The sequence below is a fragment of the Bosea beijingensis genome (assembly GCF_030758975.1).
Taxonomy (GTDB): Bacteria; Pseudomonadota; Alphaproteobacteria; order Rhizobiales; family Beijerinckiaceae; genus Allobosea; species Allobosea beijingensis.
This window is the reverse complement of record NZ_CP132359.1, coordinates 2,069,315-2,091,521: the sequence shown is the minus strand read 5'-3', so window position 1 is coordinate 2,091,521 and position 22,207 is coordinate 2,069,315. Positions and strand designations below refer to the sequence as shown.

General features: G+C 66.7%; 21 protein-coding genes. 12 read left to right on the top strand and 9 right to left on the bottom strand.

The window, feature by feature from the left end; all coding sequences use genetic code 11:
• The 3 genes from Q9235_RS10090 (at position 1) to Q9235_RS10080 (ending at position 3,453) form a co-directional block, all read left to right on the top strand.
• Entirely contained in the window at positions 1-1,188 is a 1,188-nt protein-coding gene (locus Q9235_RS10090; RefSeq protein WP_306226833.1) for a CaiB/BaiF CoA transferase family protein, read from the top strand.
• On the top strand, positions 1,181-2,857 hold the full coding sequence (locus tag Q9235_RS10085; RefSeq protein WP_306226830.1) for a thiamine pyrophosphate-binding protein: 1,677 nt from the start codon (positions 1,181-1,183) through the stop codon (positions 2,855-2,857). Before Q9235_RS10090 ends, Q9235_RS10085 begins: the two co-directional genes overlap by 8 nt.
• Before the next feature lie 95 nt (positions 2,858-2,952).
• Entirely contained in the window at positions 2,953-3,453 is a 501-nt protein-coding gene (locus Q9235_RS10080) for a hypothetical protein (protein WP_306226828.1), read from the top strand.
• A gap of 10 nt (positions 3,454-3,463) precedes the next feature.
• On the opposite strand, the gene Q9235_RS10075 is transcribed toward Q9235_RS10080, so the two are convergent.
• From Q9235_RS10075 to Q9235_RS10050, 6 genes are all read right to left on the bottom strand, one after another.
• On the bottom strand, positions 3,464-4,063 hold the full coding sequence (locus Q9235_RS10075) for an HdeD family acid-resistance protein (RefSeq protein ID WP_306226827.1): 600 nt from the start codon (positions 4,061-4,063) through the stop codon (positions 3,464-3,466).
• A gap of 109 nt (positions 4,064-4,172) precedes the next feature.
• Complete coding sequence (locus Q9235_RS10070; RefSeq protein ID WP_306226825.1) at positions 4,173-4,883, bottom strand: SDR family NAD(P)-dependent oxidoreductase; 711 nt, start codon at positions 4,881-4,883, stop codon at positions 4,173-4,175.
• A 7-nt stretch (positions 4,884-4,890) separates the two neighbouring features.
• Positions 4,891-5,859, bottom strand: coding sequence for a transaldolase (gene tal / locus Q9235_RS10065; protein ID WP_306226822.1), 969 nt, complete (start codon positions 5,857-5,859; stop codon positions 4,891-4,893).
• 167 nt (positions 5,860-6,026) lie between these two features.
• Positions 6,027-6,863: a carbohydrate ABC transporter permease gene (locus tag Q9235_RS10060; RefSeq protein WP_306226819.1), complete on the bottom strand. Its 837-nt coding sequence runs from the start codon at positions 6,861-6,863 to the stop codon at positions 6,027-6,029.
• Positions 6,860-7,735 carry a carbohydrate ABC transporter permease gene (locus Q9235_RS10055; protein ID WP_306228189.1) on the bottom strand — a complete coding sequence of 292 codons (876 nt, stop codon included), beginning with the start codon at positions 7,733-7,735 and terminating at the stop codon, positions 6,860-6,862. Before Q9235_RS10055 ends, Q9235_RS10060 begins: the two co-directional genes overlap by 4 nt.
• A 107-nt stretch (positions 7,736-7,842) precedes the next feature.
• Entirely contained in the window at positions 7,843-9,225 is a 1,383-nt protein-coding gene (locus Q9235_RS10050) for an ABC transporter substrate-binding protein (protein ID WP_306226816.1), read from the bottom strand.
• A 238-nt stretch (positions 9,226-9,463) separates the two neighbouring features.
• Here Q9235_RS10050 and Q9235_RS10045 point away from each other — a divergent pair, with 238 nt between their 5' ends.
• From Q9235_RS10045 to Q9235_RS10035, 3 genes are read left to right on the top strand one after another with little or no spacing between them, the layout of a single operon-like run.
• On the top strand, positions 9,464-10,444 hold the full coding sequence (locus tag Q9235_RS10045; protein ID WP_306226813.1) for an ABC transporter substrate-binding protein: 981 nt from the start codon (positions 9,464-9,466) through the stop codon (positions 10,442-10,444).
• A gap of 31 nt (positions 10,445-10,475) precedes the next feature.
• Positions 10,476-12,227: an ABC transporter permease gene (locus tag Q9235_RS10040; RefSeq protein ID WP_306226811.1), complete on the top strand. Its 1,752-nt coding sequence runs from the start codon at positions 10,476-10,478 to the stop codon at positions 12,225-12,227.
• 57 nt (positions 12,228-12,284) lie between these two features.
• The gene (locus Q9235_RS10035) at positions 12,285-13,583 is read left to right on the top strand and encodes a GGDEF domain-containing response regulator (RefSeq protein ID WP_306226809.1); all 1,299 of its coding nucleotides are present in this window, start codon (positions 12,285-12,287) and stop codon (positions 13,581-13,583) included.
• A gap of 10 nt (positions 13,584-13,593) precedes the next feature.
• Here the strand turns inward: Q9235_RS10035 and Q9235_RS10030 are convergent, their stop codons facing one another.
• Entirely contained in the window at positions 13,594-14,523 is a 930-nt protein-coding gene (locus Q9235_RS10030; protein ID WP_306226807.1) for a LysR family transcriptional regulator, read from the bottom strand.
• 122 nt (positions 14,524-14,645) lie between these two features.
• Between Q9235_RS10030 and Q9235_RS10025 the strand changes: the two genes are divergently transcribed.
• The 6 genes from Q9235_RS10025 to Q9235_RS10000 all read left to right on the top strand — a co-directional run bounded on the left by Q9235_RS10025 (position 14,646) and on the right by Q9235_RS10000 (position 20,371).
• Complete coding sequence (locus Q9235_RS10025; RefSeq protein WP_306226804.1) at positions 14,646-16,142, top strand: CoA-acylating methylmalonate-semialdehyde dehydrogenase; 1,497 nt, start codon at positions 14,646-14,648, stop codon at positions 16,140-16,142.
• A 22-nt stretch (positions 16,143-16,164) separates the two neighbouring features.
• A complete protein-coding gene (locus Q9235_RS10020; RefSeq protein WP_306226802.1) occupies positions 16,165-16,719 on the top strand; it encodes a hypothetical protein in 555 nt (184 codons plus the stop codon).
• Between the two features lie 41 nt (positions 16,720-16,760).
• Complete coding sequence (locus Q9235_RS10015) at positions 16,761-17,870, top strand: isobutyryl-CoA dehydrogenase (RefSeq protein WP_422678359.1); 1,110 nt, start codon at positions 16,761-16,763, stop codon at positions 17,868-17,870.
• Positions 17,871-18,008: 138 nt separating this feature from the next.
• Entirely contained in the window at positions 18,009-18,896 is an 888-nt protein-coding gene (gene mmsB, locus Q9235_RS10010) for a 3-hydroxyisobutyrate dehydrogenase (RefSeq protein ID WP_306226798.1), read from the top strand.
• Positions 18,897-18,939: 43 nt separating this feature from the next.
• A complete protein-coding gene (nudC, locus tag Q9235_RS10005) occupies positions 18,940-19,896 on the top strand; it encodes an NAD(+) diphosphatase (protein ID WP_306226796.1) in 957 nt (318 codons plus the stop codon).
• A 28-nt stretch (positions 19,897-19,924) separates the two neighbouring features.
• Positions 19,925-20,371: a PaaI family thioesterase gene (locus Q9235_RS10000; protein ID WP_306226793.1), complete on the top strand. Its 447-nt coding sequence runs from the start codon at positions 19,925-19,927 to the stop codon at positions 20,369-20,371.
• 27 nt (positions 20,372-20,398) lie between these two features.
• Here Q9235_RS10000 and Q9235_RS09995 read toward each other — a convergent pair whose 3' ends face one another.
• Together Q9235_RS09995 and Q9235_RS09990 are read right to left on the bottom strand one after the other, a co-directional pair.
• Positions 20,399-21,253: a prephenate dehydratase gene (locus Q9235_RS09995; protein WP_306226790.1), complete on the bottom strand. Its 855-nt coding sequence runs from the start codon at positions 21,251-21,253 to the stop codon at positions 20,399-20,401.
• 56 nt (positions 21,254-21,309) lie between these two features.
• Positions 21,310-22,044: a 3-deoxy-manno-octulosonate cytidylyltransferase gene (locus Q9235_RS09990; RefSeq protein ID WP_306226787.1), complete on the bottom strand. Its 735-nt coding sequence runs from the start codon at positions 22,042-22,044 to the stop codon at positions 21,310-21,312.
• Positions 22,045-22,207 lie beyond the last annotated feature (163 nt).

Here is a 22,207-nt window from a genome sequence, read left to right as displayed (position 1 = left end):
ATGACGACCTCTCCCCTCGCCGGCCTGCGCGTCCTCGAACTGGCGCGCATCCTCGCAGGTCCCTGGATCGGCCAGCTCCTGGCCGATCTCGGTGCCGATGTCGTGAAGGTCGAGGCGCCCGAGGGCGACGACACCCGCAAATGGGGCCCGCCCTTCGTCGAAGGCACCGGCGACGAGCATCTCTCCGCCGCCTATTTCCACGCTGCCAATCGCGGCAAGCGCTCGATCACCGCCGATTTCCGCACGCCGGAAGGTCAGGCGCTGGTTCGGCGTCTCGCCGCCCATGCCGATGTCGTCATCGAGAACTTCAAGGTCGGCGGCCTCTCGAAATACGGGCTCGACGCGGCCTCGCTGCGCAAGGATTTCCCGCGCCTCGTCTATTGCTCGGTCACCGGCTTCGGGCAGGACGGCCCCTATGCGCCGCGCGCCGGCTACGACTTCCTCGTCCAGGGCATGGGCGGGGCGATGTCGATCACCGGCGAGCCCGCGGGCGCGCCGATGAAGGCGGGCTATGCGGTCGCCGACATCTATACTGGGCTCTATGCCACGGTCGGCATCCTCTCGGCTTTGCGCCAGCGCGACGCCACCGGCGAGGGCGCGACGCTCGATCTCGCCTTGCTCGACTCGCAGGTCGCCGTGCTCGGCAACCAGGCGATGAACTACCTCGTCGGCGGCAATCCGCCGCCGCGGCTCGGCAACGCCCATCCGAACATCGTGCCCTATGACGTGTTCCCGGTTGCGGACGGCCATATCATCATCGCGACCGGCAATGACGGGCAGTGGCGCAAGCTCTGCGAGGTGCTGAGCGAGCCGGCTTTGGCCGACCACCCGGATTACGTCGACAACAAATCGCGGGTGAAGAACCGCGTCGCGCTGACCGCCAGACTGCATCTGCTCTGCCAGCGCTATGCCAAGCTCGATCTGCTGGCAGCGCTGGAGAAGGTCGGCGTACCGGCCGGCCCGATCAACGATATCGGCGAGGTCTTCGCCGACCCGCAGGTGATCGCGCGCGGTGTCAGGGTCGACCTGCCGAGTGACGCCGCAAAAGCGGGCCACATTCCGACCGTCGCCTCGCCCATCATCATGAACGGCGTGCGGCAAGTGACGGGACGTCCGAGCCCGCGGCTCGGCGAACATGCCGACGACATTTTGAACGACCCGGCCTGGGGAGGGCCGCAGCATGGCTAATCGCACTGGCGGGCAGATCCTCGTCGACCAGCTTCTGATCCACGGCGCCACCGACGCCTTCTGCGTGCCGGGCGAGAGCTATCTCGCCGTGCTCGACGCGCTGCACGACGCCTCGATGCAGGTCACCATCTGCCGGGCCGAGGGCGGCGCCTGCATGATGGCGGAAGCCGCCGGCAAGCTCACCGGCAAGCCCGGCATCTGCTTCGTGACGCGCGGCCCCGGCGCCACCAACGCCTCGCCGGGCATCCATATCGCCGATCAGGATTCGACCCCGCTGATCCTCTTCGTCGGCCAGATCGACGGCAGCATGCGCGAGCGCGAGGCCTTCCAGGAGCTCGACTACCGCGCCGTCTTCGGCACCATGACCAAATGGGCGACCGAGATCGACGATGCCGCACGCATCCCGGAGATCATCAGCCGCGCCTTCCATGTCGCGACCTCGGGCCGCCCCGGCCCGGTCGTGATCGCGCTGCCCGAGGACGTGCTGATCGATCTCGCCGATGTCGCCGACGCCGAGCCCTATCAGGTCACAGAGCAGCACCCTGCCCCGGCGCAGATGGCCGATCTCGCCAAGCGCCTCGCCGCGGCCAAGTCGCCGGTCGCGATCCTCGGCGGCTCGCGCTGGAGCCCGGAGGCGATCGCCGATTTCCAGGCTTTCGCCGAGCGTTTCGACCTGCCCGTCGCGGTCTCCTTCCGCCGGCAGATGCTTTTCCCCGCCGACCACCCGAATTTCGCCGGCGATCTCGGCATCGGCCCAAACCCGAAGCTGCTCGCCCGCATCAAGGAGAGCGACCTCGTCCTGCTGGTCGGTGGGCGCCTCTCGGAGATGCCGAGCCAGTCCTACACCCTGTTCGGCATCCCCAATCCGGGCCGGCCGCTGGTCCATGTCCATGCCGATCCGGAAGAGCTCGGCCGGGTCTACCGTCCGACGCTGGCGATCAACGCCTCACCCGCCGGCTTCTGCGCCGCGCTCAAGACGATCGAGCCGCCCAAGGCCCCCGCCTGGAAGGGCGCCGGCGCTGCCGCGCATGAAGCCTATATCGCCTGGAGCGAGCAGCCGGCGCCCGTGCCCGGCGAGTTCCACCCCGGCGAGATGGTGCGCTGGCTGCGCAGCCAGCTCCCCGAGGACGCCATCATGTGCAACGGCGCGGGCAATTACGCGACCTGGGTGCATCGCTTCCACCGCTTCAACAAGTTCGCGACGCAGCTCGCGCCGACCTGCGGCTCGATGGGTTATGGCGTGCCGGCCGCGATCGGCGCCAAGCGGATTTTCCCGGAGCGCACCGTCATCGCCTTTGCCGGCGACGGCTGCTTCCTGATGAACGGCCAGGATTTCGCAACCGCCGTGCAATACGACCTGCCGGTCATCGTCATCGTCGTCGATAACGGCATGTACGGCACGATCCGCATGCATCAGGAGCGCGAATATCCCGGCCGCGTCTCGGCGACGACGCTGAAGAACCCGGATTTCGCGGCTTACGCCAAGGCCTTCGGCGGCCATGGCGAACGTGTCGAGAAGACCGAAGAGTTCGCGCCGGCCTTCGAGCGCGCGGTGAAGAGCGGCAAGCCCGCGATCATCCACTGCCTGCTCGATCCCGAGGCAATCACCCCGGCCAAGTCGCTCTCGACGATCCGGGCCGAGGCTTTCGCGGCTCAAAGTAAAAAGTAAACGCCCCGAACGAGAATCTTAACCTCGTCCGTGAACCTGAACCGAACCTTTCGCGACCATTCAGCGTTGGGCTGATGGTAGCGGAGGGCAAGGCGATGGCACGTAACGGGATGGCGCGGTTCGGACTCGCGGCGGCGCTCCTTGTGGCGGCCGCGCCTGCAGCAGAAGCGGCCGGCCTGTTCGACGATCTCGCCCGCGCGCTGTTCGGCGGCGGGCCTCGCCTGCGGGCTTCCCCGATTTACGAGTATGACGACGAGCCGCGTGTGCGGGCGCCGCGCGCCCGGGCTCCCGCGTCGGAGGTTTCCTCGAAGCCGAAGCCACCCGTCGTCCAGCTCGATCCCCAGGCCGACAAGCAATGGTATCTCAAGGACCCGACGCTGCGGCGCGGCGACATCGTCGTGACCGCGCGCGGCGTGCTGGTCTATCAGGGCCGCGATGCCGACGCCTCGCGCCCGGCCGATTTCGTTGCGCTCGGCGGCAGCGACGCCAAGGGCTGGAAACAGCAATTGCAGACTGCAGCGGCCGGCGGACGCGCCCGTTTCAGCGATCTCAGCACGCCGACCAAGGCCACCGTGACGGCCGAGGTCGCGGAGTAAGAAGCGAGTTTCAGCGCGGCTTCACGCCGTCGAAGGTCGAGCGGATCGCACGCGCGAGTGCGATCGCGGCCCAGCCCTGAAAGATCAACTCGACCGCAAAGAAGGTGCCAAGCACCCAGAGGCTCGAGCCCGGCCATTGCGCCAGGATCATGCCGCCGAGCAGAAGCGATAGCACTCCCGAGAGAGCGAGCCATCGCCAGGCCGGCAATTCCCGGTTCTGGAAGGCGACGACGAGGCGCAGCACGCCGGTCGCGACCAGCGCAGCGCCGACCAGCAGCGTCAGCGAGGCCGTGGCGAGCAGCGGATTGGCAAAGGTCATCAGGCCGACCGCGACATAGAGCAGGCCTATGAGAATGTGCAGCACCCGGCTCTTCCAGCCCTGATGCCGGAAGGCGTCGATCAGCACGACGACGCCACCTACGAGGATCATCGCCCCGAACCAGATCGCGCTGGCGAGGCTGAGCATGGCCACGGCGCCGAGGCCGACCACGCCGAGGATGACGAGCGCGATGCCCGCCGCCATCAGCCAGCCGGAATTACGCCGGAGCGGGACGAGATGGGTGGCGAGCGAAGAGCCCGTACGGGACGAAGACTCTGCAGGCGTGGTCATGGCCGACTCCGGTTGGGCGGGCCGCGACAGCCGGTGCGGCCTCGTCAGGACATGCCTCATCAGAAGCCCGCACGCGGGCCGCGTCAATGATCTGACGCAAGGCGCCGTGTCAGTAGGTGGCGCGACCGCCCGAGAGATCGAAGACCGCGCCGGTCGAGAAGCTGCAGCGCTCGCTCGCAAGCCAGGCGACGAGTTCGGCCAATTCATCGACCGTTCCCAGTCGCTTCAGTGGGCTCTTGCCGATCATGGTCGCGACCGTCTCAGCGCTCATCTGTTGGAGCAGATCGGTCTCGATCGCCGCCGGCGCGATGGCATTCACCAGCACGCCGGTGCCGGCCACCTCCTTGCCATGGGCCTTGGTGAAGGCGATGACGCCGGCCTTGGCGGCGCTATAGGCCGAGAGCGTCGGCGTGCCCTCCTTACCGGCGAGCGAGGCGATATTGACGATGCGGCCGTAAGCCCGCGGCACCATCACGCTCGCCACGGCCCGCGAGCAGAGGAAGGTGCCGGTCAGGTTGATCGCCTGCACCTTCTGCCATTGCGCCAGCGGCGTCTCAGCCACCGTGGTCGAGGGGCCGGTCAGGCCGGCATTGTTGACGAGCACGGCGATGGGGCCGTGCTCGCGCTCGGTCGCAGCCAGGGCCTGGGCGACCGAGTTCTCGTCGGAGACATCGCAGGCCAGATGCAGGCGCCCGGCTTTCGCGGGCGCCACGATATCCCAAGCGACCGGGACGAAACCGTCCTTCTCCAGCCGATCGGCCACCGCGGCGCCGATACCCTTGGCGCCGCCGGTGACGACGGCGATCCGCCGCTCGGTCATGCCCGGCTCAGCCGAGCTTCGCGGCGACGAGCTTGCGCAGGCCGCGCAGGTCCTTGACGAAGCCGCGAATACCCTCGGCGAGCTTCTCGGTCGCCATCGCGTCCTCGTTCATGGCGAAGCGGAAGGCCTTCTCGTCGAAGCCGAGCTTCCGGCTGACGCCCCCTTCCATCTGAGGCGAAGAAGCCGGCGAGAGGCGGCGCGGCAGGTCACCGGTCGCAGCAGCCAACTCGTCGAGCAGGCCCGGCCCGATGGTCAGGCGGTCGCAGCCGGCCAGTGCCTCGATCTCGCCGGTGTTGCGGAAGGAAGCGCCCATCACCACCGTCTTGATGCCGAAGGCCTTGTAATAGGCGTAGATGCTCTTGACCGAGACGACGCCCGGATCGGTCTCGGCGGTGTAGGGGCCGCCGCCGGCCTTGACGTGCCAGTCGAGGATGCGGCCAACGAAGGGCGAGATCAGGAAGGCATTGGCCTCGGCCGCCGCGACCGCCTGTGGCAAGGCGAAAAGCAGGGTCAGGTTGCAGTCGATGCCCTCGCCCTGCAGCACCTTGGCGGCCTGCAGGCCCTCCCAGGTCGAGGCGATCTTGATGAGAATGCGGTCCTTCTCGACGCCGCGCTCCTTGTAGGCGGCAATGACGGCGCGCGCCTTCGTGAGGGTCGCGTCCGTGTCGAAGGAAAGATCGGCATCGACCTCGGTCGAGACGCGGCCGGGAACGATCTTGGTCAGCTCCGCACCGAAGCTCACGGCGAGGCGGTCGCAGACCGCATGGACAGCCTTCTCACCACCCCCCTGCTTCTTGCCCCAGCCGATCGCCTCGTCGACGAGATGGGCGTAGGCCGGCGTCTCCACCGCCTTGAGGATCAGGGTCGGGTTGGTGGTGCAGTCGACGGGCTTCAGGCGACGCACGGCCTCGATGTCGCCGGTGTCGGCGACGACGGTGGTCATCTGGCGGAGCTGGTCGAGCTTGGAGGCGGTCATCGGTCTATCCTCGGCAATTCTTCTTGTCGTAACGCATTCACTGTGGCGCCTGTTCATCGCCATGGCGAGAGCGATGAAGCAATCCGGCCATGCGGCGCGCTGACGCCGTGTATCATGCCCGGGGGCTTGATCCGGGCATCTGGTCAAGGAAGTGCGCCTTTTCCGGCCTAGCTCTTCACCGCACCGGAAGTGAGCCCGCCGACCATGTTCTTGCGGAACAGGTAGTAGATCACCGCCGGCGGGATGGCATAGAGCAGGCCGGCCGCCATCAGCAGGTTCCAGGGCGCATCGTCGGCCGAAAGGAAGAGGCCGAGGCCAACGGCCAGCGGAACCGCCTTCTCCGAGGAGAGCAGCAGGAAGGCGTAGAGATACTCGTTCCAGGCGAGCAGCAGCGCATAGATGCCGATCACCACCATCGAGGGTTTCATCAGCGGCAGGTAGACCAGCCGGAAGAGCTGGATCGAGGTGGCGCCGTCCATCACCGCGGCCTCGTCGAGCTCCTTCGGCAGCTTGTCCGAGGCCTGTTTCAGCACCCAGATCGCATAGGGCGAGGCGAGCGCGACCATCGCCAGGATCAGCGAGGCCTGCGTGTTGAGCAGGCCATAGGAACCCATCGCCTTGTACATGGGAATGGCGAGGAAGGCGGCCGGGATCAGGTAGGTCGCGAGCGCGAGGTTCATCATCGTGCGCCCGCCCCTCACCTTAAGGCGCGCGATGGCAAAGGCCGCAAAGGTCGCAACGAAGAGCGTGATCAGCCCCGTCGCCACCGCAATGAAGAAGCTGTTGAACATCTGCCGCCAGAAATTGTTCAGGTAGTAGTGCTGCTGGGCGAAGACGATCTGGAAGTTCTGCAGCGTCGGCTGGTCGGGCCAGAGCTTGCCGGCCAGCATCGATTCCTGGTTGGAGATCGAGAGCACGAAGAGGTGGTAGATCGGCAGCAGCGTCCAGACCAGGACAGGTATCGCGACCAGCAGCAGCTTGCCTTCGTCGAGGAACTTCTTCATGCGTCCGGCCCCTTCGACAGGCGCTTCACCATCACGAAGACCATCGGCAGGATCAGCGGCATCGCGACGATGATCGAGGCGATGCCGAGATCGAGATTGTTGTTGCGCATGTAGCGGATGCCGAGCGTTGCCAGCACATGGTTGAGATCGCCCGGCCCGCCGCCGGTGAGCAGGTAGACGCTGTTGAAGTCACCCAGCGTCCAGATCATCGAGAGCATGGTCGAGGTGACATAGAGCGTCGCCAGCGACGGCCAGGTGATGAAGCGGAACTGCTGCCAGCGATTGGCGCCGTCGACGCTCGCGGCCTCGTAGAGGTCCTGCGCGATCGCGAGCCGGCCGGTGATCAGGATCAGCGTCCAGAACGGCAGCGACTTCCAGATATGGACGAATATCGAGGAGATGAAGGCGAGCGTCGGATCGGTCAGCCAGCCCGGTCCCTCCATGATGCCGAACCACTGGAAAAGCTGCTGGTTAAGCATGCCGTTCTCGGGGTTCAGCATTACCCGGAAGGACAGGATGGTCGGGATCGACGGCACCGCCCAGGGCAGGATGAACAGCACCAGCACGATCCGGATCCAGGGCCGCTGCTGCACGAAGAAACCCGACAGCATGAGCGCGATCAGGAATTTCAGGTTCACCGCCACGAACAGGAAGATGATCGTGTTGACGACGGTGCGGATGAAGATCGGGTCGGCGAAGAGAGCGCGGTAGGAATTCCAGTTCAGGCCGAGCCAGAGGCCATAGGCCACCGGATAGACCACCATGACGGCGAAGACGAGCACATAGGGGGCCAGCATGATGGCGCCCCACATCGCGCGGTCGCGCGTAAAGGCCGATGCATCCTCGCGCGGCGCCGCTAGCGGCGCGGTCATGGCGGCTGTGCTCATGGACTCTCCGTCGAATGTTCACCCTGTGAAAGATACGCCGCGGCAATCCTTGCCGCGGCGGGTTCTCGATGCAAGCGGAACGAGCGCCGGGCTCAGCCGGCGATCTGCTTGATGCGGGCGATCATCTCGTCCACGGCCTGCTCGGCCGGGATCTTGTCCTGAACCACGCGATTCACGGCCTTGGCCCAGACGTTCTCGGCGTTCACGGTCGTGAAATTGTAGTTGTAGACGAATTGGAACGGCACGGTGCCGTCCTTGTACTGCTTGTAGACGACGGCGCGATGCGGGTCCTTGCCATCCGACCAGAACGGCGCCTCAATCGCCTTCAGCGTCGTCGGCACCCAGCGGCCGGCCGAGCCCTCGACGAAGGGCCGCAGGTTCTCATCCTTCATGAAGAAGGCCATGAACTCCTTGGCGCGCTTCTTGTTCTTGGCCTCGGCGAAGATCACCGCGGTCTTCACGGCGGCGAGGTTGGTCATCTTGCTGCCGTCCGCCTTGAGCGGGAACTCGGCCGTGCGGATGTTGTCCTCGTAGTTCTTCTTGGCCGTCGCACGCTGCTCGGCGGTGAGCGCCTGGTTGCTCATGTCGTCCATGTGCTTGCCGGCGATCGAGATCGTGGCGTTGTGCGTGGCGACCGTGGTGCGGTTGTGGAAGGCGACGTTGTTGTCGGGGTCGAGCCAGTTCACCGAAGACGGCGGCGTGCAGCCGCGCTGGAAGATGTTCGAGTAGGCTTTCACCGCCTCGACCATAGCCGCCTTGTTCTTGGGCTGATCGAGAACGATCTTGCCGTTTTCGTCGACGACCTGGGCGTCAAAAGCGTTGGCGAAGGTCAGGAACGAGTAGAACGTGTCGGAGGCGGCGATGCCCATCGGGTGGCCGATGCCATAGACGCGCTTGCCCTTGGCGCGCATCGCACCCTGGACCTTGTCGCACCAGAAATCCCAGTAGCCGTTGAAGGTCTTCGGGATGTCGGACTCCTTGAAGCCGGCCTCCTCCAGCATGTCCTTCCAGTAGGTGATGTGCATCATCTGCTGCTCGACCGGGAAGGCGTAGTACGACTTCTTGCCGGTCTTGCCGTTCATCAGGAAGGTGGTCGAGACCGCCATCGGCTGGAACTCGGCCTTCATCGGCTCGATCACGTCCGAGACGTCCTCGAGCTTGCCGTCATAGGCCCACTTGCCGGTAGTGCGGAAATCATAGGTGGTGCAGAAGCCGACATCCGGCGGCGTGCCGGCATCGACCGCGCCGACCGATTTGGTGACGCAGTCCTCGGTGGCGTAGAGCGAAAGCTCGACCTTGACGCCCGTCGCCTTCTGGAACTTGTCGACGACGGCGAGCAGCGCATCGTCCTCGCCCTTGTAGAAGCCCTTGGTGAACCAGGCCGTCAGCGTCTCCTGCGCCATGGCGGCGCCGGACCAGCCCGCGACAACCGCCGCGACAGCCGTTCCCATGGCAAAATGCCGTACAAGCTTCATCCGATATCCTCCCGTTTAAACCGTTTTAAAGCGACCTTATGGTCGTCTTGCCGCGAGCCTAGTCGAAAAGCCCGGCTCGAAACAAGCCGGGCTGACTCGGCCAAATAGTATTTCTAGTTCCGCAGTGCGCAAGCGGCCCCCGGCCTCGAAACTGACAGCCTCCCTTCATGGAACTGTCATGTGCCGGGACTACCGGCAGCGCCATCTCGCAGACGCGATCAAGAGATGGAGTTCCGACATGCAGCGCAAGGCCTTGAGCGCCTTCATTCTCGCGGCCGGCCTTGCGGCTGCGCCGCAGGTCCTCGCCGCCGAGGGCAAGCTGGTGCTCTATACCAGCCAGCCCAATACCGACGCCCAGCAGACGATCGACGCCTTCAAGGCGAAATACCCGAAGGTCGAGGTCTCCTTCGTCCGCGACGGCACGCCGCGCGTCATGGCGAAGCTCAAGGCCGAGTTCGAGGCCGGCGCGCCGCAGGCCGACGTGCTGCTCATCGCCGATGCCGTGACTATGGAAGGCCTGAAGAAGGAAGGCCGCCTGCTCGCCCATGACAAGGCAGATGTCACGGCCTATCCGGCCGGCATCCACGATCCCCAGAAGATGTGGTTCGCGACCAAGCTGATCACCACCGGCATCGTCTACAACACGAAGGCCGCGATGAAGCCCGCGAGCTGGACCGATCTCGTCAAGCCGGAGGCGAAGAACCAGTTGGCCATGCCGAGCCCGCTGAACTCGGGCGCCGCGCTGATCCACACGATCACGCTCACCAGTAATCTCAAAGAAGGCTGGGGCTTCTACGAAAAGCTCAAGGAGAACGGTACGCTCGCCGCCGGCGCCAATGGCGACATCCTGCGCCAGGTCGCGACCGGCGAGAAGCTCTACGGCATGATTGTCGACTTCATGCCGATCCGCGAGAAGGCCAAGGGCGCTCCGGTCGAGTTCGTCTTCCCGAGCGAGGGCGTCTCGGCGGTCAGCGAACCGGTCGCGATCCTGAAGAGCAGCAAGAACCCGGAAGCCGCCAAGGCCTTCATCGACTTCCTGCTCTCCAAGGACGGCCAGGAGCTCGCGCTGAAGCAGGGCTACGTCGCGGCTCATCCGGAGGTCGCCCTGCCGGCTGGCTATCCCGCCCGCAGCGCGATCAAGCTGATGAGCTTCGACGCCGCCAAGGCGCTGACCGACGAGACCACCGCCCGCAAGCGCTTCGGATCGATCTTCGAGTGATGACGGCTTTGCTGCCGCGGTGGCTGGCGCGATGACGCTGGCCCTCGTCCGAAATGGCCGGCGGGAGCCCGCGATCGCGGCCCCGCTGGCTCCACGCATCCGTCTGCCGGAAGGCTGGGGCCTGCCGGCGCTCGTCGTCGCGGTTGCGCTGCTGCTGGGCGGCCTCCCCTTCTTCCGGCTGGTCGCGGCTGCCTTCGCGCCCGGCTGGCAATTCGCGCCGGCCGAAGCCTTCGCCGAGATGACGAGCCGTGCAGCGGTGACCGCGACCTGGCATACGCTGGAGACGGCCTCGCTCTCGGCGCTCGGCGCTCTCTTCGTCGGCGGAATCGTCGCGCTGGCGCTCGGCGTCACCGATGTCAGGGGCAAACGCCCGCTGGCCTTCGCCTTCGTCTTCTCGATGATGATCGCGCCGCAGGTGGCAGCGCTGGCCTTCCTCAGCCTGCTCGCGCCGAACTCGCCGATACTCTCGCTGATCGGGCTCGCGCCGCCACCGGGCACGCCGAACCCGCTGCTCGGGCGCGGCGGCATCATCCTCGTCATGGCGCTGCATCATGCGCCGCTCGTCGCTATCACGCTCTGGACCGGCCTGCGCAGCATCCCGCAATCGCTGATCGAGGCCGCGCAGATGGAAGGCGCCGCGCCGGCGACCGTCACGGCGCGGATCGTCATTCCGGTGCTGCGGCCGCAGATCATCGCCGCCGGGCTGATCGCCTTCGTCGCGGGCGTCGGCAATTTCGGGATTCCGGCCCTGCTCGGCCTGCCGGTGAACTATCTGACGCTGCCGACGCTGATCTACCGCCGGCTGTCGAGCTTCGGCCCGTCGAGCCTCGGCGAGACGGCGGCGCTGGCCGTGCTCGTCGGCATCGTCGCGGCGCTCGGCATCGTCGCGGCCGCGCTCGCCGCCCGCAACCAGCGCGGCAAGGTCGAGATCGAGCGCCCGCTGGAGCCCTACTGGCTGCTCGGCCCGGCCCGTCCGCTCGTCGCGGCCGGGCTCTGGCTGCTGCTCACCCTGAAGCTCGGGCTACCACTGCTGGCCCTGCTGAGCGAAGCGCTGACGCCGGCACTGGGCGTCGCTCTCTCCTGGCAGACGCTGACCTTCGACAAATTCACGGAAGTTCTGTTCCGGCAGACCGTGACCATGCGCGCCTTCCGCAATTCGCTGCTCTTCGCCGGCAGCGCCGCGTTGATCCTCGCCATCGTCGCGATCGTCTTCGCCTATGCGCTGGAAAGGCGGCTCGGCAAGCTCCGGCGAGCGGTCGAGCTGATGATCGAACTGCCCTATGCCCTGCCCGGCATCGTGCTCGCCATCGCCTGCATCCTGATCTTCCTGAAGCCGCTGCCGCTGATCGGCATCAGCATCTACGGCACGCCCTTCATCATCCTCTTCGCCTATCTCGCCCGCTTCCTGCCGCTGGCGCTGAAGGCGCCGGTCGCGGCGATGGCCCAGATCGAGGCGCATCACGAGGATGCCGCGAAGCTCGACGGCGCCGGCCTCACGCAGATGCTGCGCTTCGTCGTGGCGCCGATCCTGGCGCCGGCCGCGGCGGTCTCGGCGCTGATGGTCTTCCTCGTCGCCTTCAACGAACTCACCGTCTCGGCCCTGCTCTGGTCCTCGGGCACGGAGACGCTCGGCGTCGTGCTGTTCAGCCTCAAGGAAGCTGGCCTCGCCGGCGAAGCTGCCGCTGTGGCGATCAGCGCCTGCGCGGTCATCCTCGCCGTCATGCTGGCGCTCGATCTGATCGGCCGCAACCGGCAGCACAACATCCTGCCCTGGCGGATTTGACGGGCCTGCCGGGCAGATGTGACGGAAAATTAAACTTGCGAGCGCCCTAGATGGAGCATGGGTGCCCATCAGACCTTGCAGGCCAGACCAGAGTCGGTGCCGGACGACCGGCAAATCCTCGTCATCGAGGATTCGCGAACCTTCTCGCTCGCCCTACGCCAGCTCCTTCAGGCCGAAACCGGGCTGCCGGTCACGACCTGCGCATCCCTGAAAGAGGTCAGCGACCAGATCATCGCCGCGCCCGGCGCCTATGCGATCGCCGTCGTCGACCTCAACCTGCCGGACGCCCCGCGCGGCGAGGCGCTCGACTGGACCGTGACGCACGGCATTCCGTCAGTCGTCTTCACCGCGACCTTCGATCTTGCCACGCGCGGGCGGATCATGGAGCGCGAGGTCATCGACTACGTCCTGAAGGACAACGAGTTCGCCCTTCCCAACATCGTCGGCACGGTCAAGCGGGCGCTGAACAATCGCAATACCCGCATCCTCGTCGTCGACGACACCCGCACGACCCGCAAGGTGCTCGCGCGGATGCTGTCGATCCAGCAATACGCGGTGGTCGAGGCCGGGTCCGGGCAGGAAGCGCTGGCGATCCTCGACAGCAATCCCGATATCCAGCTCGTCGTCAGCGACTATTACATGCCCGACATGGACGGTTTCGAGCTGGCGCGGCGCATCCGCCGCCAGCACACGGGCGTGCGCGTCCTCGGCATCTCGTCCTCGACCGACCGCCAGACCTCGGCCGGTTTCCTCAAGGCCGGCGCGCATGATTTCGTCTCGCGCCCTTTCGTGCTGGAGGAGCTGCAATGCCGCATCGCCTCCAATGTCGAGGTGCTCGACCAGCTCAGGCAATTGCGGGACCTCGCCGCGCGCGACTTCCTGACCGGACTGTTCAACCGCCGCCATTTCTTCGCGCGGGGGCGGCAGCTCGTCTGCGAGGCGCGCGAGATGGGTCTGCCGATCTCGGTCGCCATTCTCGACATCGATCATTTCAAGCGGCTCAACGACCGACACGGCCATGATGGCGGCGACCAGGCCCTGACCGCGGTCGCAAGGACGCTCGGCATGATGGCGGAGCGCGGCTTCAACCTGCTAGCCCGCATCGGCGGCGAGGAATTCGCCATCATCTTCCCCGGCGCCGACCTCGCCGAGGCCGAACGCCTGTGCGGCGACATCCGGGCAGCCATCGCGGATACGTCCCTCGTCATCAACGGGGAATCGCTGCCGCTCACCGTCTCGATCGGCGTCGCCGCCCTCGCGCCCGATGCCTTGCTCGAGACCTGTCTCGGCCAGGCGGACGAGGCGCTTTACGCCGCCAAGCAGGATGGGCGCGACAGGGTTCGCACCGCGGCCTGACAAGCGATCGCTACTCCGCCGCGATGCGCGGCTCGGCCCGCGGCTCACCCATCAGGAGGGCGCGCGAGGCCTTCGTCTCGCGCACGATGAAATCGACGATGGCGCGAACCCGCGCGACATCCTTCAGGTCGGCATGGACGAGCAGCCAGAAAGACCGGGTGATCGAGACCGTCTCGGGCAGGACAGGCACGAGCCGCTTCTCGCCTTCCGCCATGAAGTGATGGATCACGCCGATGCCCGCGCCGGCCACCACGGCGTTCATCTGGGCGATGACGCTTGAACTCTGGACATGGGCGCGCAGGCCCTTGGCGACCTCGTCGAGATAATCGAGCTCGGGCGAAAAGATGAGGTCGTCGATATAGCCGATGATGCGGTGCTCGAAGAGATCCTCGGGCTTGGTCACCGGCGGCATCGAGGCCAGGTATTCCGGTGAGGCATAGAGCCCGAGACGGTAATCCGAGAGCTTGCGGGCCACGACCTTGCCTTCCTTGGGCGGGGCGAGCGTGATCGCGACATCGGCCTCGCGCTTCGACAGCGAAAGCAGGCGCGGCATGGCGATGAGCTGGATCTCCAGGCCGGGATAGGATTTCGCGAACAGCGCCAGCCGCGAGGCCAGGAAGGATGTGCCGAAGCCGTCGGGCGCACCGATCCTGACGGTGCCGGACAAGGCCATGTCGGCACCGCCGATATCGCTCTGGATCGCGAGCGCCTCTGTCTCCATGCTCTCGGCCTTGGCAAGCAGGCGCTCGCCGTGGGCGGTCAGCGTGTAGCCTTGCGGGCGGCGCTCGAAGAGCTTGGCCTTGAGCGCCTCCTCCAGCGAGGTGATGCGGCGCGAGACGGTGGCGTGATCGGCGCCGAGCCGGCGCGCGGCGGCGGTCAGGCGCCCGGAACGCGCCACGGCGAGAAAAAAGCGGAGGTCATCCCAGTCGAAGCGCTCCAAGGCTCTCTCCCATATTTGTGTTTTCGCACGACCGACGTTTCACTCTCGCTATAGCCGTGCGCAAACGAGAATGGTAGGGAGACGACGGGATCAACACACCATCAGTTCGTAGGGAGGGCGCGATGCGTCAGGTTGGGCATTTCATCGGCGGCAAGCATGTCGCGGGCACCTCGGGCCGCACGGCCGACATCTACCAGCCGATGGACGGCACGATCATCGGCAAGGTCGCCCTCGCTTCGGCGGCCGAACTCGACGCCGCCGTGCAGAACGCCGCCGAGGCGCAGCCGAAATGGGCCGCGGTCAATCCGCAGCGCCGTGCCCGCGTGCTGATGAAGTTCCTCGACCTGATCGCGCAGAACAACGACGAGCTCGCCGAGCTCCTCGCCCGCGAGCACGGCAAGACCATTCCAGACGCCAAGGGCGACATCCAGCGCGGCGTCGAGGTGATCGAGTACTCGCTCGGCGTGCCCGGCCTGATGAAGGGCGAATACACCGACGGCGCCGGCCCCGGCATCGACATCTACTCGATGCGCCAGCCGCTCGGCGTCTGCGCCGGCATCACCCCGTTCAACTTCCCGGCGATGATACCGCTCTGGAAGCTCGGCCCCGCGATCGCCTGCGGCAACGCCTTCATCCTGAAGCCCTCCGAGCGTGATCCCGGCGTGCCGATGCGCCTTGCCGAGCTGTTCATCGAGGCGGGCGGCCCTCCCGGCATCCTCAACGTCGTCAACGGCGACAAGGAATCGGTCGACGCCATCCTCGACAATCCCGAGATCAAGGCGGTCGGCTTCGTCGGCTCGACCCCGATCGCGGAGTACATCTACAGCCGCGGCTGCGCCAACGGTAAGCGCGTGCAGTGCTTCGGCGGCGCCAAGAACCACATGATCATCATGCCCGACGCCGACATGGACCAGACGGTCGATGCACTGATCGGCGCCGGCTACGGCTCCGCCGGCGAGCGCTGCATGGCGATCTCGGTCGCCGTCCCCGTCGGCAAGGGCACCGCCGACGAGCTGGTCAAGCGCCTGATCCCGCGCGTCGAGAGCCTGAAGATCGGCCCGTCGACCGACGTCAACGCCGATTACGGCCCGGTCGTCACCAAGGCGGCGATGGAGAAGATCAAGCAGTACGTCGATGTCGGCGTCCAGGAAGGCGCCAAACTCCTGGTCGACGGCCGCGACTTCAAGATGCAGGGCTACGAGAACGGCTTCTATGTCGGCGGCTGCCTGTTCGACAACGTCACCAAGGACATGCGCATCTACAAGGAAGAGATCTTCGGGCCGGTGCTCTCGGTGCTGCGCGCCGACACCTATGAAGAGGCGCTGAAGCTCACCAACGACCACGAATACGGCAACGGCACCGCGATCTTCACCCGCGATGGCGACGCGGCGCGCGACTTCGCCTCGAAGGTCCAGGTCGGCATGGTCGGCATCAACCTGCCGATCCCGGTTCCGCTGGCCTATTACACCTTCGGCGGCTGGAAGCGTTCCTCCTTCGGCGACCTCAACCAGCACGGCCCGGACTCGATCCGCTTCTACACCAAGACCAAGACGGTGACGGCGCGCTGGCCGAGCGGTATCAAGGACGGTGCGAGCTTCGTCATCCCGACGATGAACTGAGGCGCCATCGACGGAGGAGGCCATGGAGCGATCGCTGCGCATCATCGCATCGTCGCTCGTCCTGCTCTGCGGCACGGTGCCGGCCCGCGCGGCCGGCCCCTCCCCCGACGCCTTTCCCGCGGCCGAGGATGCGCTCTGCGAACCGGGCGCATCCGACAATGCGCCGTTGAACGAAGCGCAACTCGCCCGCTGCCGCCAACTCTGGCAGGAGCGGCTGCAGGCGGCGCGGGAACGCAGCCGGATTTTCCACGAACAGGCGGTCGCGGAACGGGAGCAGCGGCGCGCTGAAACGGCCAGCCGGACGCCGCGTTCGGCAGCGCCGGTGACCGTCGAGACCTTCCTGCGCCTCGGCGACGTCGCCTATGGCGACGTGGTGGTGACCGACAAGGGGCCCCGCGTCTTCGTCGGCAAGACCGGGGAGCCGGCCACGGCGCAGGACTTCGTCGCGCTCGATTCGCCACGGTCCCCGCATCGCAGCCGAGCCGGGGCCTATGACGGGGCCTACCCGCAGCCCCAACGCCCCCAGGCCGCGAAGCCGCGGCCCGCCGCCCCCACCCAGCAGGAGCGCAAGCCTTGAGCCCGTTTTCCCTGACCGAGGACCAGATCGCCATCCGCGACATGGCGCAGGACTTCGCCGCCGAGACACTGGCACCCCATGCCGCGCGCTGGGACGAGGAGAAGCATTTTCCGGTCGAGGAGATGCGCGCCGCCGCGGCGCTCGGCATGGGCGGCATCTATATCCGCGACGATGTCGGCGGCTCCGGCCTGACCCGGCTCGATGCGGCGCTGATCTTCGAGGCGCTCTCGACCGGCTGCCCGACGGTCGCCGCCTATATCTCGATCCACAACATGTGCGCCTGGATGATCGACCGCTACGGCTCCGACGAGCAGCGCCAGCGCTTCCTGCCGAAGCTCTGCACCATGGAGCATCTGGCGAGCTACTGCCTGACCGAGCCCGGCGCCGGCTCCGACGCCGCCGCGCTGAAGACCAAGGCCGTGCTCGACGGCGACCACTATGTCCTCGACGGGCAGAAGCAGTTCATCTCGGGCGCCGGGGTCTCCGACATCTATGTCGTGATGGCGCGGACCGGCGAGGCCGGCCCCGGCGGCATCTCGACCATCGTCGTCGAGAAGGACACGCCCGGCCTGTCCTTCGGCGCCAACGAGAAGAAGATGGGCTGGAACGCCCAGCCGACGCGCGCCGTGATCCTCGAGAACTGCCGCGTGCCGGTGGCGAACCGGCTCGGCCCGGAGGGGATCGGCTTCAAGATCGCCATGGCCGGGCTCGATGGCGGACGGCTCAATATCGGCGCCTGCTCGCTCGGTGGGGCGCAGGGCGCGCTCGACCGCTCGCTCGCCTATGCCAGGGAGCGCAAGGCCTTCGGCTCGGCCATCGCCGATTTCCAGGCCCTGCAGTTCAAGCTCGCCGACATGGCAACCGAGCTGGAGGCGGCCCGCAGCCTGCTCTGGCGCGCGGCGGCGGCGCTCGACGCCAAGACGCCGGATGCGACCAAGCTCTGCGCCATGGCCAAGCGCATCGCCACCGATACCGGCTTCGAGGTCGCCAATCACGCCCTGCAGATCCATGGCGGCTACGGCTATCTCGCCGATTACGGCATCGAGAAGATCGTCCGCGACCTGCGCGTCCACCAGATCCTCGAAGGCACCAACGAAGTCATGCGCATGATCGTCGCGCGCGGGCTGGTCGGCCGGTCGAAGGGGAATTGACCGAAGGCGGTCATCCCGGACGCCGAAGGCGATCCGGGATCGCATGACGAGAAAGCGCTTTTTTCTGATGACGATCCCGGGTCTGCTCTTCGAGCAGCCCAGGATGACACCAAGAACGACGATAAGAGGAAACGCAACATGACCAACATCGCCTTCATCGGTCTCGGCAACATGGGCGGCCCGATGGCCGGGAACCTCGTCAAGGCCGGGCATAGCGTCAAAGCCTTCGATCTCGTGCAGGCCTCGAAGGATGCCGCCGCCGAGCTAGGCGTCGGCATCGCAGGTTCCGCCAAGGAGGCCGTGGCCGATGCAGAAATCGTCGTCACGATGCTGCCGGCCGGCAAGCATGTGCTCGCGGTCTGGGCCGATATCCTGCCGGCCGTGAAATCCGGCACGCTGCTGATCGATTCCTCGACGATCGATGTCGAGAGCGCCCGCAAGGCCCATGCGCTGGCGGCCGAGCGCGGCTGCCTCTCGCTCGACGCCCCGGTTTCGGGCGGCACAGGCGGCGCCAAGGGCGCGACGCTGACCTTGATGGTCGGCGGCAGCGAGGATGCCTTCGCCAAGGGCGAGCCGATCCTCGCCAAGATGGGGCGCAAGATCGTGCATTGCGGCGGCGCCGGCAACGGCCAGGCGGCCAAGATCTGCAACAACATGATCCTGGGCATCTCAATGATCGGCGTCTCCGAGGCCTTCGTGCTGGGCGAGAAGCTCGGCCTGTCGCATCAGGCGCTGTTCGATGTCGCCTCGACCTCGTCGGGCCAGTGCTGGTCGCTGACGACCTATTGCCCGGTGCCCGGCCCGGTGCCAACCTCGCCCGCCAATAACGAGTACAAGCCGGGCTTCGCCTCGGCGCTGATGCTGAAAGACCTGAAGCTTTCGCAGGAAGCGGCGCAGGCCGCGGGCGCCTCCACCCCGCTGGGCGCGGCCGCGGCGCAGCTCTTCGGACTGCACAATGCCTGGGGCGAAGGCGGCACGGATTTCTCCGGCATCATCCACCTTCTGCGCGGACGCGGGCAGGCGTGAGACGCGCTTGCGCGGCACGGCGTCGCGGGTCTAGACCCAAGGCATGAACGACGCTCTGCCTCGCCGCGAACGCTCCTCCTTCACCGGCTTCGCGATCAACCGGCTCGACCGGCGCGAAGACCTGCGCAACAAGTCCGATGCGGTGACGGCACTCCGCCGCCGCTCGGACACGCGGATCGCGGTCGTCGCCGGCGAGACGCCGATCCTGAAGCGCCTCGACGGCGAGGCGGTGACGGTCTGGTTCAGCCATGGCGAGACCGAGATGCTCGGCCCGGCGGCCGAAGAAATCTTCATGGGAATGGCCGAGGACGGAGCGCCCCGTTTCGGTCGCCTCATCGATAAGGCGCTCGCCGAGCCGTTGAAGGAGCGGGCCGAGCTGTTCGTCACCGACCTGCGCTCGGTCGCACTGAAGCGCATCGTGCCGGAGGACGAGGTCGGGCCGCTCGGCGAGGCCAAGGCGGTGCTCGACTGGCATGCCCGGCATCGCTTCTGCGCCCAGTGCGGCGGGCAGACCGTGGCCGGCGCTTCCGGCTGGCGGCGTGAATGCACCGCCTGCGGCGCGCTGCATTTCCCGCGCACCGACCCGGTCGTGATCATGCTGGTGACGCGCGGCGATGCCTGCCTGCTGGCGCGCCAGGCCCGGTTCGCGCCGGGCTCGTATTCCTGCATCGCCGGTTTCGTCGAGCCGGGCGAGACGCTGGAGGACGCGGTCAGGCGCGAGAGCTGGGAAGAGGCCGGGCTCAGGGTCGGCGCCGTCCGCTACCTCGCCTCGCAGCCCTGGCCCTTCCCGTCCTCGATCATGGTCGGCTGCATCGCCGAGGCGCTGGGCGACGAGATCACGCTCGACATGACCGAACTCGAAGATGGCCGCTGGTTCCCGCGCGCGGAGGTGCTGCAGATGCTGGAGGGCAAGCATCCCGACGGGCTGAGCTGCCCGCAACATATCGCCATCGCCAACACGCTGTTGCGGGCCTGGGCGCTGGACGGCGAACGGATCTAGCCCGTCACGCTAAGCTGGGGAGCCGGACATGACCTCTGATCTGCATGCGATCGAGGAGCGCATCCGATCGAGCTTCGCCAAGCAGGGCCTGATGGCGACGCTGGGAGCCAGTCTCGGCACCGTGGCACCGGGACGGATCGAGATCGTCCTGAGGCCCAGCCCGGCCGTGTCCCAGCAGCACGGCTTCGTCCATGCGGGTGCGGTCAGTGCCATCGCCGATTCCGCGGCAGGCTATGCGGCCTTGAGCCTGATGCCGCCCGGGCGCGGCGTGCTGACGACGGAGTTCAAGATCAATCTCGTCGCGCCGGCGATGGGCGAGCGGATCGTCGCGCGCGGCGAGGTGGTGAAGAGCGGCCGGACACTGACGCTGGCCCAGGCCAAGGTGTTCGCCGAGCCCGGCGGACAGGAGAAGCTCGTCGCCCTGCTGACCGCGACATTGATGGCCATCGAGGGCCAGGTGGGCGTCAGCGACTGACGCCCACGGTATTCCACGACATGGTCCTCACTCGCCGGCTTCCTCGATCGTCGAGCGGAAGTCGTTGGCAGGATAGACGCCCATGATCTTCATCTCCTTCGAGAAATAGGAGAGCTCGTCGAGGGCGCGCCGCAGCGCCGGGTCGTCGGGATGGCCCTCGACATCGGCATAGAACATCGTCGCCGAGAAATGGCCGTCGACCATGTAGCTTTCCAACTTGGTCATGTTGATGCCGTTGGTGGCGAAGCCGCCCATCGCCTTGTAGAGCGCAGCCGGGATGTTGCGGACACGGAACATCAGCGTCGTGACGGTCCTGGCGCCGCCCTGGCGGGCATATTCCGGATATTTCGAAAGCACGACGAAGCGCGTGGTGTTGTGCTTCTCGTCCTCGATATCCTCCATCAGGATGTCGAGGCCATAGACCTCGGCCGCGATACGCGGGGCGATGGCCGCGCGCGTCGGATCGTTGGCCTCGGCGACCTGGCGGGCGGAGCCGGCGGTGTCGGCGGCGACCTCGGCCTTGAGGCCGAGCTTGCGGATGATCTTGCGGCACTGGCCGAGCGCATGGATATGGCTCTGGACGGTCTGGATCGTGGCGAGCGTCCCACCCTTCGCCGCCATCAGATGGAAGCGGATCGGCAGGAAGTGCTCGCCGATGATGTGCAGGCCCGAGCGCGGCAGCAGGTGGTGGATATCGGCGACGCGGCCGGCGATCGAGTTGTCGATCGGGATCATGCCGTAGCGGGCCTTGCCGTCGCTGACGGCCGAAAGCGCATCCTCAAACGTGGCGCAAGGCAGGAGCTCGCAGTCCGGAAACACCTGGAGGGCAGCCTGCGAGGAGAAGGCCCCGGGTTCACCCTGATAAGACACGACGAAGGACATGGGACGACTTCAGGCTCCTCGGCTTCTTGTTGTGATGCGGCTCGGCCAGGCCGGCCTCAGCGCGACTTCAGGATCGCGCGGGCGCGATCGAGATCGGGGGGCGTGTCGACGCCGCGCGGCACATGGTCGATGACCATGACGTCGATGCGCATGCCATTCTCCAGCGCGCGCAATTGCTCCAGCTTCTCGCGCAGCTCCAGCGGCGATTGCGGCAGGCTGACGAAGCGGTCGAGCGCGGCGCGGCGATAGGCGTAGAGACCGACATGGTGATAGAGCGGCCCCTCGCCCGTCGGCGCCGTCGCCCGGGTGAAATAGAGCGCGCGCATGTGGCCCGGCGCGATCTCGCTGCCGATGAGCTTGACGACGCTCGGCGCCGTCTTCTCGTCCTCGTCGTCGATCACGCCCGCCAGCGTCGCGATATCCACAGCCGGATCGGCGAGCGGCTTCACCGCCGCGGCGATGGCGGAAGGCGCCAGGGTCGGAAAATCGCCTTGCACATTGACGATGATGTCGTAGTTCCGCTCGGGGTCGAGGATATCGGCGGCTTCCTTGATCCGGTCAGAGCCGGTCTGGTGGTCGGCACTGGTCATCACCGCCTTGCCGCCGGCGGCTTCGATCGCAGCCGCGATTTCCGGCGCATCGGTCGCGACCGCGACGTCTCCTGCTCCGGATTCGACCGCACGGCGCCAGACATGGACGATCATCGGCTCGCCATGGATATCGGCAAGCGGCTTGCCGGGCAGGCGCGTCGCCTGCATGCGGGCCGGAATCAGGATCAGCGGATTGGCCATTTTCTGAAGCGTGCTCGGCTGGGCTGCAGCCGGTGAAAGCCGGCGGCGGCAAAAAGTCTCAAACGGTGCGTGCTTATACGAGTTGCAATGAAGCGCGCAAAGCGGTTAAGCAACGGCGGAAGCTGGAGCCTTTCAAGACTCCAGCCAAGCGCTATCTCGTCTC